This is a genomic window from Kitasatospora sp. NPDC088779 (assembly GCF_040685395.1).
Classification (GTDB): domain Bacteria; phylum Actinomycetota; class Actinomycetes; order Streptomycetales; family Streptomycetaceae; genus Kitasatospora.
The window spans coordinates 65238-78612 of sequence record NZ_JBFBHW010000024.1; the positions used below are offsets into that span (position 1 = coordinate 65238).

Here is a 13375-nt window from a genome sequence, read left to right on the forward strand (position 1 = left end):
GCGGAGAGGTGGCGAGCCATGTCGGACGATGCCGGTGCCCCGCACCCCGGGCTTCTGCCGGACCGCTTCCGGCAGGCGGTGAAACCGGGGACGGTCCTGCTGCGCCTGGAGACCACGCGGTCCCGCGAGGGCGCACTCGATGGCGCCTGGTGGCCGCGGTCACGGAACATCGGCGCCGAACTGCCCGGCCTGGTCGGCGCGTTGACCGAACACCTCGGCCCCGTGGTGAGCGTGGGCCTGGACGCGGACGCCTGGGACGAGGTGCCGGCCCGGATCGTCGTCGAGGGCCGGTCGGTGCGCATCGACCGGTATCCGGTCGGCGACGACACGGTGATCGTCACGCGGGGCGACCGTGATCACTTCAGTCTGCTCGTGGTTCCGCCGCAGGCGGGCCGGGAAGCGGCCCTGGCCTCGATGGCCCGTGCGGTCCGGGCCGGCGGCACCGACTCGGCGCGGCAGATCCTCCTGGCCACCGGCATCGGCTCCGAGCCCACGACCGAACTGCACTGACCGGACCGCACGGACCGGACAGCACCGAGGAACGGCCCCGGGCCGGAGGAGGTCAGGATGCGGCACTACCGATGGGTCCTGGAGACCCAGGACGACGACGGCGACTGGGCCCGGCAGAGCGGCGCGCCCATGCCGAACCCCCTGGAGTACGACGGGCCGCCCCAGCAGGCCGCCAACCACGTCCGGGAGGTGTTCGTGCGCACGCTCTCCCGACCGGCCCCGGGGCCCCGGGCGGTCAGGGTCCGGGTCTGGGGCGGGTCCGACGCCGTCGGCGAGCCCGAGGCCGAGACCGAGTGGTCACGCGAGTGACGTGCCCGGTCCCGGCCCACGGGCGGTGTCCGTGGGGTCGGATCAGGAGCATCCCGAGCTGATCTCGTGGAAGTTGGCGTAGTGGTCGTCGCTGTACCAGACGTGGTCGGTGGCGGGGTCGCGGACCAGGCGTTCGGCGTCGCGGTGCTGGCCGGGCTGGCGCGGGTTGACGTCGTACTCGCGGTAGTGGCCGTCCTGGGGGAGGTCGCCGCTGCGGTTTCCGTAGACGTTGCTGCCGCGGATCACGAAGGGGGAGCCGGCCACCGGGTAGTCCCGGGGGGCGTTCGCGGTCGGCCACTGCAGGTCGTGCCAGATGTGGCACGCCTCCTCGACCTGGGGCGGGAACTGGTCGACGGGCAGCGGGGGTTCGAGGATGCCGCGGACGATCCGCGGCGCGGGGTGGGCCGCGGCGGCGGCGCCGGCCGGAGCGGCGGAGGGAACGGTGACGGCCGTCAGGAACAGTGCGGCGGCGGCCATCCGGAGCAGGCTTCGGTGTGCGGTCACGCAGCGGCCAACGACGCCCGGGCGTCACGGATGCGGGAGGTCACCCGGACGGCCCAGCCCTGGACCCGGCGGCCGGGCCGTAGGGTGGGGCGGGTGGATGATCTCTGGGGGCGCCTGCGGGTGCGGGTGGTGCCGCTGCTGGCGGCCGGGGCGACGGTGGCGGCCGGGCTGGGCGTGCGGGCCGTGCTCGGCGGGGACGTCGCGAAGTACGCCGGGGACGCGCTCTACACGGTGCTGGTGTACGCGCTGGTGGTGCTGGTCGCGCCCCGTGTTCGGCCGGGGCGGGCGGCGGTGGTCGCGGCGGGACTGAGCTGGGCGGTGGAGCTGTTCCAGATCACCGGGGTGCCCGACGAGTTGGGGCGGCGCAGCGGGCTGGCCCGGCTGGTGCTGGGGTCGACGTTCAATCCGCCGGACCTGTTCTGGTACCTGGTCGGTGCCGCGTTCGCCGCGCTGGCGCACCGGGTGCTGCGGACCGCGAAGGCCGCGCGGACCGCGAGGACCGCAAGGGCTGCGAGGACGACCGCAGCACCCGGTGCCGCCTGACGTTGCGTCAGAGCGGAAGCAGGTCAGGCCGCTTGGCCTCGACGTGGTCCCCCGAGGACTCCCCGCGCAGCCGTCGGCCGACCCAGGGCAGCAGGTACTCGCGGGCCCACTGGAGGTTCTCGCGCCGCTGGTCGGCGGCGGACGGCTCCGGGGTGGCCGGCCAGGGCGCCTCCGGGTCCTGCTCGGTGCGCAGCCCCAGGGAGCGGGCGGCCAGCAGGGCGACCCGCTGGTGGCCTTCGGGGGAGAGGTGCAGCCGGTCCTCGCTCCAGGCCCGGCGGTCCTGGACGGCGCGCAGCGACCACAGGTCGGCCACCTTGCAGCCGTTGCGGTCGGCGACCGCCCGCATGTGCCCGTTGTACGTGGCGATCTTGCCGCGCAGGTGCTTGAACAGCGGTACGTCCCGGGTGTCGAAGCCGGTGCAGATCAGCACCGTCCCGGCGGAGGCGGTGAGTTGGACGATGGCCGCCTCGAAGCGCTCGGCGACCTCGTCCGGGTCGCTGCCGGGCCGCAGGATGTCGTTGCCGCCCGCGCAGAAGGTGGCCAGGTCGGGCTGGAGCCGGCGGACCTGCGGCACCTGCTCGGCCATGATCTGGTCCAGCAGCCGGCCGCGCACCGCCAGGTTGGCGTAGCGGAACCCGCCCGGCGGCCGTCCGTCGGCGAGCAACCCGGCCAGGCGGTCGGCCCAGCCGGCGAAGGCGCCGTCGGCACCGGGGTCGTTCAGGCCCTCGGTGAAGCTGTCGCCGAGGGCGGCATACGAACTGAGGTCAAGGGTCTCCTGGAGGTTCGGCATGAAGGAGATAGTTCACCCATTCAAGTGACCTACGCCACCGTAGGTGACCCCGCCGGCACGTGAGATGGGCCACGTGCCCCACCCGGAATACAACCGGAGTGCAGAGCGGCGGCCCCCGGAAACCGCAAGATCCCGCCCCCTTCCGCTTTTGGGCCCGCCCGGACGATGCTCGAAGGGCGCGGCCGGCCCGGCCGCCGTCCTTCCAGGGGGAAGACATCCATGGCTCTGAATCCGACCTCCGGTCTGCCCGGGCAGTGGTCCGTCGACGACCGCTGCACCAACTGCGACGTGGCCCGGCAGCTCGCGCCAGGACTGATCCGTGAGCGCGCCGGCCGCTCCGAGCTGGTCCGCCAGCCGCGCGACGAGGCCGAGCACCGCCAGCTGCTCGCCGCCGCCCACGCCTGCCCGACCCGCTCCATCCGGCCGGGCACCGGCCCGCTCGACCCGGCCACCGACCCCTTCCCGCTGGCCCTCGACGACAGCCTGCTGCTGCTCGGCCACAACTCCCGCCACAACGCCGGGGCCAACTCCTACCTCTGCCGCCGTCCCGCTGGCTGGCTGATGGTCGACACGCCCCGCTACGCCGAGCCGCTCGCGGCCCGGTACGAGGTCCTCGGCCCGGTCACCGACATCCTGCTGACGCACCGCGACCACGCGGCGCACGGCCGGGCGTACGCCGACCGGCTCGGCGCCCGGCTCTGGATCCACGAGGGTGACCTGGACGCCGCGCCCGACGCCGACCGGGTGCTGCGCGGCGTCGAACCGGTGGAGGTCGCCCCCGGCGTCACCGCCCACCCCTTCCCGGGCCACACCCGCGGCAGCGTGCTGTACCTGGTCGACGAGCGGTACTGCTTCACCGGCGACACCCTGTACTGGTCCCGCACCACCGGTGACCTGGAGGTGTACGACACCGTCACCTGGTACTCGATCGAGGAGCTCTCCACCTCGCTGGACCGCAGCCTGGACGCGCTGCGCTTCGAGTGGCTGCTGCCCGGCCACGGCCAGCGGCACCGGATGCCCGCCGAGGAGGCGGCGGCCCGGCTGCGGGCGCTCGCCGACCGCTGCCGGGGCCTGCGGCCCGCACCGGTGGACTTCGGCGCGGTCCGCTGGTGACACCTCGGCGCGGCCCGTCCTCGTGACGTTCGGCGCGGCGCGTCCCCGTGACGCTCGGTGCGGTCCGGCCCGTGGCGATCGGCCGCGCGTGCGCCGGAGCCCGCGCCGGGTGCGCGGGGGCCTGCGCCCGCCGGGGGCGCCCGCGCGGGTGTGCGAACAGCCCCGCCGGGGCAGCGGCCTGGGGAACGGAATCCCCGAACTCCCCTGCACCCGAGGACGGTTGAGGAATGCCCACGCAGACCCCGGAGCGCACTGCCAGGCCGCGGCGCTACCTGATGTGCCGGCCGACGTACTTCACCGTCGACTACGCGATCAACCCGTGGATGGACCCGGCGCAGCCCACCGACACCGCGCTCGCCATCCGCCAGTGGGAGCGGCTGTACTGGCTGTACCGCCGCCTCGGCCACACCGTCGAGCTGATCGACCCGGTGCCCGGCCTGCCCGACATGGTCTACGCCGCCAACGGCGCGACCGTGCTGGACGGCCGGGCGCTGGTCGCGACCTTCCGCTACCCGGAGCGGGCCGCCGAGTCCGAGGCCTACCAGGCCTGGTTCCGCTCGCACGGCTACCGCGAGGTGCACCGCGCCGGGCACGTCAATGAGGGCGAGGGCGATCACCTGGTGGCCGGCGGCCGGGTGCTCGCCGGGACGGGCTTTCGCACCTCCCGGGCCGCGCACGCCGAGGCGGGCGAGTTCTTCGGCGTCCCGGTGGTCGGCCTGACCCTGGTCGACCCGCGCTTCTACCACCTGGACACGGCGCTGGCCGTGCTCGCCGACGACCACGTCATGTACTACCCGGAGGCCTTCGACGCCGACAGCCGGGCCGTGCTGCGCACCCTGTACCCGGACGCGATCCTCGCCGACCGGGCCGACGCCGAGGTGTTCGGCCTCAACGCGGTCTCGGACGGGCGCCGGGTGCTGCTGCCCGAGGCCGCGAAACACCTGGCCGGGCGGCTCGTCGAGCACGGCTACCAGCCGGTCCCGGTGGACGTCTCGGAGCTGCTGAAGGGCGGCGGCGGAGCCAAGTGCTGCACGCTGGAGCTGCGGCCCGCCTGAATCGGACCCTGCCGTCCGCACTGCCCTTCGCACTGCCCTTCGCACTGCCCTTCGCGCTGCCCTCGCGGACCTTCCCGGCCGCCCCGCCGTCCGGTAGAGGTTGGCCAGGGCATCCGGGGCGGTGCCGTGCCGACAGGAGGGCCACATGCGCGATCAGGCTTCCGCATCCGAGGACGAGGCGGCGCGGCGGCGCAGGGCCGCGTCCGAGCGCCGGAGCACGGACCTCCCGGCCGAGGGCGCCCGGGAGGCCGCGGCCGTCGGCCCGCTGTCCCCTTCGACGGCGCTGCCCCTGCAACGCACCCTCGGCAACGCCGCGGTGGCCCGGCTGGTCGAGCAGCAGCGACACGGCCACGACGCCTCCGGCGGCGCGGGGGTGTCGGTCCAGCGGGCCCCCACGCCCGGAGCCGGGCCGGCGACGCAGATCGCGCTCACCCATCTGACGGCCGACGACCTGGAAGGCGAGTGCGGCTACTTCGAGCGCAGGCGGCAGTTGAGCGTCGCCGCGCCCCAGCAGGGCGTCATCATCCAGGAGATCAACCGCGTCTTCGCCGTGGAGGAATGGGACGGCACGGACTGGAACGCGATGTCGGGCAGCCGGATCGACTCGTACATCACCGCGAAGGGGTCGAGCGCCCACGCCACGGTCGCCCGCTACTGGGAGCTGTGGACGGTCGACGCGGCGGGCAACGTCTCGGACGGTGCCGAGGACACCTTCTCGCTGTGCTCGGTCATCCCCGGCCGCAAACGCAAGGACACCACGCGGGGGACGTACACGATCACGGGCCGGGCGGTGTTCTACCCCACGGCCGTCGCGCCCGCGGACCTTGGCTTCACACCTGGCGGCGCCCCGCCGGCGGGCGGCCTGTTCAGCACGCTGGCCGACCCGTCGGCGGCCATCGCGGGGCAGGGACTGGCCGCTTCCGGGCGGCCGGTCGACTGCCGGGTGCAGGTGGCCTGGGACAGCTCCCAGGGCGACCGGTACAGCGAGGTGACGATGAGCTGAGTCGCCGCGGCCCGGTCGGCGCGGTCAGCCCTCGACCAGCAGCACCTCCAGGGTGCGCGGGCCGTGCACGCCCTCGACCCGGTCGAGCTCGATGTCGCTGGTCGCGGACGGCCCGGAGATCCAGGTCTGCGGGCGGGCCGGGTCGAGCCGGGGCAGTGCGAGCGGCACGGAGGCGACGACCTGCCCGGGTGCCCGGACGACGCACAGGTGGTGGTCCGGGACGAGGGTGAGCAGCCGCCGCCCCTGGCCCGGCCCGGCGTCCAGCACGATCGTCCCGGTCTCGGCGATCGCGAGCGCGCAGCCGGTGACGACGCTGTCCACGGCGTCGAGCCGGGCGGCGGTGAGCGTGCCGTCGTCGGGGACGGCCGTGACGGCGGTGGCGCTGAGCCAGGCGGGCGGCAGGCCGGGCGGCACGGCGACCGTGCGGCTGCCCCGTTCGGCCAGCAACCGGGCCAGGACGGCGGGCAGTTCGGCCTCGGTGCAGCGGTGCACCCGGGCCCGGTAGTCGGCCAGGTTGTGGTGCAGCAGGTCGAGCAGGGCCGCCGGACCGTCCGGACTGTGCGTGCGCAGGTAGTCCCGGGCGACCGGCTCCTCCGCTGCCCGGTCCCGGCCGGGGGCGGGGTCGGCGAGCGCGGCGCGGATCCGGGCGAGGATCAACTCCCGTGAGGTCATGAGCGGTTCCTCCGCCACCAGTCGCGGAACGGTTCGGCGGGCAGCTCCGGGAGGTCCCGGGTGTCGGTCCAGGCCCGGCCCGGGCCGGGCAGTCGGCGAGGGTGCAGCGCGCGGGTGCGCCCGGCGAGCCGCTCGGCGGCCCCGAGCGCCGCCGGGTGGTCGAGCACGTACCCGGAGGCCGCGATCGCGGCCCGCTCCAGCGGGTGCCCGCCCTGCTCGGCGACCCGCTCGCGCAGGTGCACCAGCACCTCGGGGATGTCGATCGCCACCGGGCAGACCTGGTAGCAGGCCCCGCAGAGTGAGGAGGCGTACGGCAGTGAGGAGTCCAAGGGGCTGGTGGTGCCGCGCAGTTGGGGTGTCAGGATGGCGCCGATCGGGCCCGGGTAGACCGAGCCGTAGGCGTGGCCGCCGGCCCGCTCGTACACCGGGCAGACGTTGAGGCAGGCCGAGCAGCGGATGCAGCGCAGCGCTTGGCGGCCGACCTGGTCGGCGAGCGCGGCGGTGCGCCCGTTGTCGAGCAGCACGAGGTGGAAGGCGGACGGGCCGTCGCCTTCCGTGGTGCCGGTCCAGAGCGAGGTGTACGGGTTCATCCGCTCGGCGGTGGAGGAGCGGGGGAGCAGCTGCAGGAAGACCTCCAGGTCCTGCCAGGTCGGTACGACCTTCTCGATCCCGACCACGGAGATCAGCGTGCGCGGCAGGGTGAGGCACATCCGGCCGTTGCCCTCGGACTCGACGACCACCAGGGTGCCGGTCTCGGCGACCATGAAGTTGGCGCCGGAGACGGCGACCCGGGCGCGCAGGAACTTCTCCCGCAGGTGCAGCCGGGCCGCTTCGGCGAGTTCGGCGGGGGAGTCGGTCAGTCCCTCGGGTGCGGGGCGGCCCCAGGCGGCCATCCGTTCGGCGAAGATCTCCCGGATCTCGGCGCGGTTGCGGTGGATCGCGGGCACCAGGATGTGCGAGGGCCGGTCCTCGCCCAACTGCACGATGAGCTCGGCGAGATCGGTCTCGTACGCGGTGATCCCCTCGGCGGCGAGCGCCTCGTTGAGCCGGATCTCCTGGGTGGCCATCGACTTGACCTTGACGACCTCCGTCTCTCCCGTGGCGCGGACCAGGTCGGCGACGATCCGGTTGGCCTCGTCGGCGTCGGCCGCCCAGTGCACGATGCCGCCGACCGCGGTGACGGCCTCCTCCAACTGGACGAGGTAGCGGTCGAGATGGCGCAGCGTGTGGTCCTTGATCGCCTTGCCGGCCGCACGCAGTTCGGCCCAGTCGTCGAGTTCGGCGACGGCGCGGGCCCGTTTGTCCCGGATGGTGTGGGTGGCGTGCCGCAGGTTGGCGCGCAGCCGTTCGTCCCGGACGGCCGCCGCTGCGGCCTGTGGGAAGGTCGCCTGCGGAGAGGCCGCCTGCCGGAAGGCGGGCATGCCGAGGAAGGTGCCGGTCATGCGGGCCTCCACGGGTGTTCCTCGGTGCTGGCGAGGATCTCCGCCAGGTGTAGCGGGCGCAGGGCCGCGCCCCTGCGGCGCAGCGTGCTGCCGAGGTGCAGCAGACAGGAGTTGTCGGCGCCGCACAGGACTTGGGTGCCGGTGCCGAGCGCGTGGGCGATCTTGTCCTCGGCCATGGCCGCCGAGACGGCCGCGTTCTTGACCGCGAAGGTGCCGCCGAAGCCGCAGCACTCCTCGGCGCCGGGCAGTTCGACCAGTTCCAGTCCCCGGACGGCGCGCAGCAGCCGCAGCGGCCGTTCGCCGAGGCCGAGCACCCGCAGGCCGTGGCAGGAGGGGTGGTAGGTGACGGTGTGCGGGAAGTGCGCGCCGACGTCCTCGACGCCGAGCACGTCGGTGAGGAACTCGGTCAGCTCGTACACCCGGGGCGTCAACGCGGCGGCCATGGAGTCGAGTTCGCCGCCCCGGCCGTCGGCGGCGGCCCGGGCTCCGATCCGCGGGTAGTTGTCCCGGACCATGGCCACGCACGATCCGGAGGGCGTCACCACGTGCTCGTACCCGGTGAAGGCCCGTGCGGTGCGCCGCAGCAGCGGCTCGCACGCCCGCCGGTAGCCGGTGTTGTACTGCGGCTGCCCGCAGCAGGTCTGCCCGGCGGGGAAGTCCACGGTCACGCCGAGGCGTTCGAGCAGCCGGACGGTGGCGACCGCCGTGGCGGGGAACAGAGCGTCGTTGACGCAGGTGGCGAACAGTGCGACCCGCATCGGCCCTCCCTTCGTCCGGCGACACCGGCCGGCCCGCTCGCGATCGTACCGAGCGGGCCGGCCGGGGCGGGGGATCTCGGGGACCTCGTGGGGTCCCAGGGGATCTCAGGCGAGCCAGAGGTCGGGGCCGAACACCTCGTAGTGGATGTCCGCCGCCGGGACGCCCGCCGCGAGGAGCTGCTCGCGGACGGCGCGCAGGAAGGGCAGCGGGCCGCACAGGTAGGCGGTGGTGCCGGCCGGGACGTCGACGGTGGCGAGGTCGACCAGGCCGGTGCGCTCGGCGGGCCAGTCGCCGAGCGGCCGCTCGTAGAAGACGTGGGCGGTGGCGTTCGGCAGCTTGGCGGTGAGCTGGGCGAGGTCGGCGCGGAAGGCGTGGGTGAGCTGGTCGCGGTCGCCGTGCACCGAGACGACCTGCCGGGCGGAGCCGGTGGCGGCGAGGTGGTCGAGCATGGCGGTCATCGGGGTGTTGCCGATGCCGGCGGAGGCGAGCAGCACCGGCCCGTCGCCGTCGGCGAGGGCGATGTCGCCGAGCGGGGGCGCGAGGTGGACGAGGCCGCCGGTGTGCAGGTGGTCGTGCAGGTGGGCGGAGACCTCGCCGCCGGGCTCACGCTTGACGGTGAAGCGCAGCGCGCCGTCGGCGGTGCCGGAGAGGCTGTACTGGCGGATCTGCCGGGCGCCGTCGGGCAGTTCGGTGCGCACCGAGACGTACTGGCCGGGCCGGGCGGCGGGGACGGGGCCGCCGTCGGCGGGGCGCACCAGGAAGCTGGTGACGGTGTCGGTCTCCTGGTAGCGGGCGACGACGGTGTAGGGGCGCCAGAGGTCGGCCTGGTCGCCGCCGGCGGCGGCCTCGGCGCGCAGCCGGTCCTCGACGGCGACGAGGGCGTTGGCCATCAGCCAGTACACCTCGTCCCAGGCGGCGGCGACCTCGGGCGTGACGGCTTCGCCGAGCACCTCGACGATGGCGGCGAAGAGGTGCTCGTGGACGATCCGGTACTGGCTGCTGTCGATTCCGACGGAGACGTGCTTGTGGGCGATCCGGGCGAGCATCGCGTCCGGCCGCTGGTCGGGGTGGGCGACCAGCGCGCCGGCGAAGGCGGCTATCGACCCGGCGAGCGCCTGCCGCTGGGTGCCGTTGGCCTGGTTGCCGCGGTTGAACAGGTCGCGCAGCAGCTCCGGGTGGGCGGCGAACATACGGTCGTAGAAGAGCGGGGTGATGTCTCCGATGGCGCCGCCCACGACGGGCAGGGTGGCCTCGATGACCTCGGCGGACTTGGCGGACAGCATCAGTCCGGCTCCTAACTGGTATGTGAGATTCGCATTAAAGGCCGTGCGTGAGCCCGGCCCCGGGGGGTGGGGGATCAGTCGGTGGGTCTGGCGGTGAGGCCGAGCAGCACCGGGCCGGTGGGTGCGGCCACCAGGTCGTCGATGCTGAGCGGGTCGAGTGCGGCGAAGAACGCCTCCTGGGCGGTCCGCAGCGCACCGCGCAGACGGCACGCGGCCCGCAGCGGGCACGGCGGGTCGTCCTCGCAGCCGACCACGTCGCCGACCCCCTCCAGCTCGCGCAGGAGCAGCCCGAGTGAGCCGGTCCGCCCGGCGAAGGTGAGCAGCAGCCCGCCGCCGCGCCCGCGCCGGGCCTCCACCACGCCGAGGTGCTGCAGGCGGCTGACCACCTTCGCCGCGTGGGTGTACGGCACGCCGACCGCCTCGGCCACCTCGCGGGTGGTCGGGTTGGCGTCCTCGCTCAGGACGGCCAGCCGCATGGCGATCCGCAGGGCGATGTCGGTGCTCTTGGTCAGCCTCACGTTCGAAACGCTATCGAATGCGACTCCACAACTCCAATTTCCTGCACGCCCCCGCCCCGACCGGCCCCCGACCGGCCCCCGACCGACCCATGACCCATCCACGGTCGGCCCGCGCCCCGCCCCCGGCCAGTCCCTGGTCGCGACGGGGCGCGGCCGGCGGGGTGGCTTCTGTCCGAATCTCGGTCGAATCTGAACAGTTGGCGACATTACCGATCAGCCCCTGACGGATGGTCATACCGGCTTCTACGCTTCGTGCGGCTCCGGATCCGCAGGGGGCTGGAGCGACCGGCGTTGCATCCCTTGACCGACCATGCTGGAGAGACTCGTGAGAACACGTCGCGCACCCGGGCGCACCTGGACGGCCGTGACCGCGATAGCCGCGGCCACGGCCGCACTGCTGTCGCAGCCCGCCACCGCCGAGGCCGCCACACCGCCGCCGACCGTCAAGGCGCACGTGCCGGTGGCGCCCTACCCGGCGGGCGTGGCGCTCACGCCGGACGGCGGCCACGCCTACGTGACGAGCCAGAGCAGCGGCACCGTGAGCGTGCTGGACACCGCGAGCAACACGGTGGCCGCCACCTTCACCGCCGGCACCGGCTCCTACGCGGTCGCCCTGTCCCCCGACGGGCACCGGGCGTACCTGACCCACCACCTCGACGGCACCGTCAGCGTCGTGGACACCACGAGCAACACCGTGACGGCCACCGTCCCGGTCGGCGCCCAGCCGTGGGGCCTCGCGCTCTCCGCGGACGGCTCGCGCGCCTACGTCGGCAACGCCGGGGCCGACACCGTGAGCGTGCTGGACACCACCACCAACACGGTCACCGCCACCGTCCCGGTCGGCGCCGAGCCGCACGGGCTGGCCGTCTCGGCGGACGGCAAGCGGCTCTACGTCGCCGCCTCCGGCGCGAAGGCGGTGAACGTGATCGACACCGCGAGCAGCACGGTGAGCGCCACCGTTCCCGTCGGCCGCAGCGTCTTCGGTCTCGCGCTCAGCCCGGACGGCACCCGGCTGTGGGCCGCCGACGCCGACGACGCCACCGCCAGCGTCCTCGACACCACCGGCAACACGCTCGTCGGCACCGTCGCCGTCGGCGCCGGCCCGTACGCCGTCTCGCTCGCCCCGGACGGCAGCGCCGCGTACGTCTCCAACTACGCCGACAACACGGTCAGCGTCGTGGACACCGCCAGCCGGACGGTCACCGCGACCGTCCCGGTCGGCGCGAGCCCGTACAGCCTGGCGATCACCGGCGACGGCCGGCGCGGCTACCTCACCGACTTCACCGGCGGCGCCGTCGACGTGCTCGACTTCCCGCTGCCCGTCCCGGCCGTCACCGGGATCAGTCCGTCCGGCGGCTCGGGGGTCGGCGGCACGACGGTGACCGTCACCGGCACCGACCTGAACGGCGCCACCGCCGTGACCTTCGGCGCGGCGGGCGCCGCCACCGCCTTCAACTGCACCAGGACCAGCTGCACCGCCACCGCCCCCGCCACCGCGGTGACCGGGCCGGTGGACGTCCGGGTCACCACGCCCGGCGGCACCAGCGCCGCCGTCGCCGCCGACCGCTTCAGCTACACGGCCCCCAGTGCCCACCTCGGCGTCGCCCTGACCGCCACGCCGGTGTCCAACCTGCTGAGCGGCCGGGTCGACTACACCGTCACGCTGACCGGCCAGGGCCCCGACACGCTGACCTCGGGCACCGTCTCCGCCGACCTCCCGGCCGGCCTCGCGGCGACCTCCAGCGACTGCACCATCGCGGGCACCAAGCTCACCTGCAAGCTCACCGGGCCGCTCGCCAAGGGGGCGAGCACCACCCGGCACTTCTCGATCTCGGTCGGCCTGCTCAGCCTGATCCGCAGCTTCGACGTCACGGTGGCCCGCACCGCCGGCGTGCCCGCCGACCCGACCCCGGCCACCAGCCGGGACACCCGCAGCTGCACCGCCGTCCTCGGACTGCTGATCACCTGCCACTGACCCTCCCCGAGCACCGAAGGCCCCGCCTGCGTCGGCGGGGCCTTCGTCGTCGCCGCAGGTGCCGGATGCCCGGACGAAACGGCTGAACGAAACGCCTGAACGAAACGTCGCGGGTGAATCGTCTGGACTAAACGTCTGGCCTGGACGTACAGTCCGAGCATGACCACCGAAACCCCCGACCCGCGCGTCCGGACCTGGACACCGGTCTGCCGCGCCGTGGCCCTGCTGCTCGGGCCGTACGCCGAGGTGGTGCTGCACGACGCCACCGCCGACCGGGTGCTGGCCATCTGGAACCCGATGACCCCCCGCACCCCCGGTGACCCGTCGCTGCTCGGCGAACTGGACACCCTCGACCCGTCCGCCCCGGACGTCTACGGGCCCTACGAGAAGCTGCTGCCCGACGGGCGCCGGCTCTCCTCCGTCAGCGCCGTGCTGCGCGACGACGCCGGACGGCCCTCGGCGGTGCTCTGCGTCAACCTCGACCGGGGCCCGCTGGAGCACGCTGCCGCCCTGCTGGCGGGTTTCGCCGCGCCCACCGCGCCCCGCCCCGAACCGCTCTTCGAGCGCGACTGGACGGAGCGGATGAACGACGTGATCGGCGGCTACGTCCGCGCGCACGGTCGCCCGCTCGAACGCTTCGGCCGTGAGGACCGGCTCGCCGTCCTGCGCGAACTCGACCAGGCCGGGGTGTTCGCGGTCCGCCGCGCCGTCCCGGCCGTCGCCACCGCACTGCGGGTCTCCCGTTCGACCGCCTACACCCTGCTCGCCGAGCTCAAGCAGGCCCCCGAGCCCCGGCAAGCCCCTGAGTCCTGGCAGGCCCCTGAGAACCAGCAGGCCCCCGAGCCCCAGCACCGGCACCCCGGCGCCGGCGCCGGCGCCGACGAGAGCGAGTGACAGAG

At 74.3% G+C, this 13375-nt stretch carries 15 protein-coding genes; 8 read left to right on the forward strand and 7 right to left on the reverse strand.

Going from position 1 to position 13375, the window contains the following annotated elements:
* Window positions 1-18: 18 nt before the first annotated feature.
* Together AB0P03_RS22850 and AB0P03_RS22855 are read left to right on the forward strand one after the other, a co-directional pair.
* Window positions 19-510 carry a DUF5994 family protein gene (locus AB0P03_RS22850; RefSeq protein ID WP_363586462.1) on the forward strand — a complete coding sequence of 164 codons (492 nt, stop codon included), beginning with the start codon at window positions 19-21 and terminating at the stop codon, window positions 508-510.
* Window positions 511-567: 57 nt separating this feature from the next.
* Complete coding sequence (locus tag AB0P03_RS22855) at window positions 568-819, forward strand: hypothetical protein (RefSeq protein WP_363586461.1); 252 nt, start codon at window positions 568-570, stop codon at window positions 817-819.
* A gap of 42 nt (window positions 820-861) precedes the next feature.
* Here the strand turns inward: AB0P03_RS22855 and AB0P03_RS22860 are convergent, their stop codons facing one another.
* Entirely contained in the window at window positions 862-1296 is a 435-nt protein-coding gene (locus AB0P03_RS22860; protein ID WP_363586460.1) for a ribonuclease domain-containing protein, read from the reverse strand.
* A 120-nt stretch (window positions 1297-1416) separates the two neighbouring features.
* Here AB0P03_RS22860 and AB0P03_RS22865 point away from each other — a divergent pair, with 120 nt between their 5' ends.
* A complete protein-coding gene (locus AB0P03_RS22865; RefSeq protein ID WP_363630513.1) occupies window positions 1417-1866 on the forward strand; it encodes a DUF2809 domain-containing protein in 450 nt (149 codons plus the stop codon).
* A 7-nt stretch (window positions 1867-1873) separates the two neighbouring features.
* Here AB0P03_RS22865 and AB0P03_RS22870 read toward each other — a convergent pair whose 3' ends face one another.
* Window positions 1874-2656, reverse strand: coding sequence for an SGNH/GDSL hydrolase family protein (locus tag AB0P03_RS22870; protein WP_363630515.1), 783 nt, complete (start codon window positions 2654-2656; stop codon window positions 1874-1876).
* 219 nt (window positions 2657-2875) lie between these two features.
* On the opposite strand from AB0P03_RS22870, the gene AB0P03_RS22875 reads away from it, so the two are divergent.
* The 3 genes from AB0P03_RS22875 (at window position 2876) to AB0P03_RS22885 (ending at window position 5827) form a co-directional block, all read left to right on the forward strand.
* Window positions 2876-3769: an MBL fold metallo-hydrolase gene (locus AB0P03_RS22875; protein ID WP_363630517.1), complete on the forward strand. Its 894-nt coding sequence runs from the start codon at window positions 2876-2878 to the stop codon at window positions 3767-3769.
* Window positions 3770-3996: 227 nt separating this feature from the next.
* Complete coding sequence (gene ddaH / locus AB0P03_RS22880; RefSeq protein ID WP_363586456.1) at window positions 3997-4824, forward strand: dimethylargininase; 828 nt, start codon at window positions 3997-3999, stop codon at window positions 4822-4824.
* A 145-nt stretch (window positions 4825-4969) separates the two neighbouring features.
* Window positions 4970-5827, forward strand: coding sequence for a hypothetical protein (locus tag AB0P03_RS22885; protein ID WP_363630518.1), 858 nt, complete (start codon window positions 4970-4972; stop codon window positions 5825-5827).
* 24 nt (window positions 5828-5851) lie between these two features.
* Here AB0P03_RS22885 and AB0P03_RS22890 read toward each other — a convergent pair whose 3' ends face one another.
* The 5 genes from AB0P03_RS22890 to AB0P03_RS22910 form a co-directional block, all read right to left on the reverse strand.
* Entirely contained in the window at window positions 5852-6499 is a 648-nt protein-coding gene (locus tag AB0P03_RS22890) for an LUD domain-containing protein (RefSeq protein ID WP_363630520.1), read from the reverse strand.
* On the reverse strand, window positions 6496-7941 hold the full coding sequence (locus AB0P03_RS22895; protein WP_363630522.1) for a lactate utilization protein B: 1446 nt from the start codon (window positions 7939-7941) through the stop codon (window positions 6496-6498). Before AB0P03_RS22895 ends, AB0P03_RS22890 begins: the two co-directional genes overlap by 4 nt.
* Entirely contained in the window at window positions 7938-8699 is a 762-nt protein-coding gene (locus AB0P03_RS22900; RefSeq protein ID WP_363630523.1) for a (Fe-S)-binding protein, read from the reverse strand. Before AB0P03_RS22900 ends, AB0P03_RS22895 begins: the two co-directional genes overlap by 4 nt.
* A gap of 105 nt (window positions 8700-8804) precedes the next feature.
* Window positions 8805-9983, reverse strand: a complete 1179-nt coding sequence (locus AB0P03_RS22905) for a globin domain-containing protein (protein WP_363586451.1) — start codon at window positions 9981-9983, stop codon at window positions 8805-8807.
* A 74-nt stretch (window positions 9984-10057) separates the two neighbouring features.
* Window positions 10058-10501: an Rrf2 family transcriptional regulator gene (locus AB0P03_RS22910; RefSeq protein WP_363586450.1), complete on the reverse strand. Its 444-nt coding sequence runs from the start codon at window positions 10499-10501 to the stop codon at window positions 10058-10060.
* 325 nt (window positions 10502-10826) lie between these two features.
* Here AB0P03_RS22910 and AB0P03_RS22915 point away from each other — a divergent pair, with 325 nt between their 5' ends.
* Both AB0P03_RS22915 and AB0P03_RS22920 read left to right on the forward strand, forming a co-directional pair.
* Window positions 10827-12476, forward strand: a complete 1650-nt coding sequence (locus tag AB0P03_RS22915) for a YncE family protein (protein WP_363586449.1) — start codon at window positions 10827-10829, stop codon at window positions 12474-12476.
* Between the two features lie 159 nt (window positions 12477-12635).
* On the forward strand, window positions 12636-13370 hold the full coding sequence (locus tag AB0P03_RS22920; protein ID WP_363630525.1) for a PAS domain-containing protein: 735 nt from the start codon (window positions 12636-12638) through the stop codon (window positions 13368-13370).
* Window positions 13371-13375 lie beyond the last annotated feature (5 nt).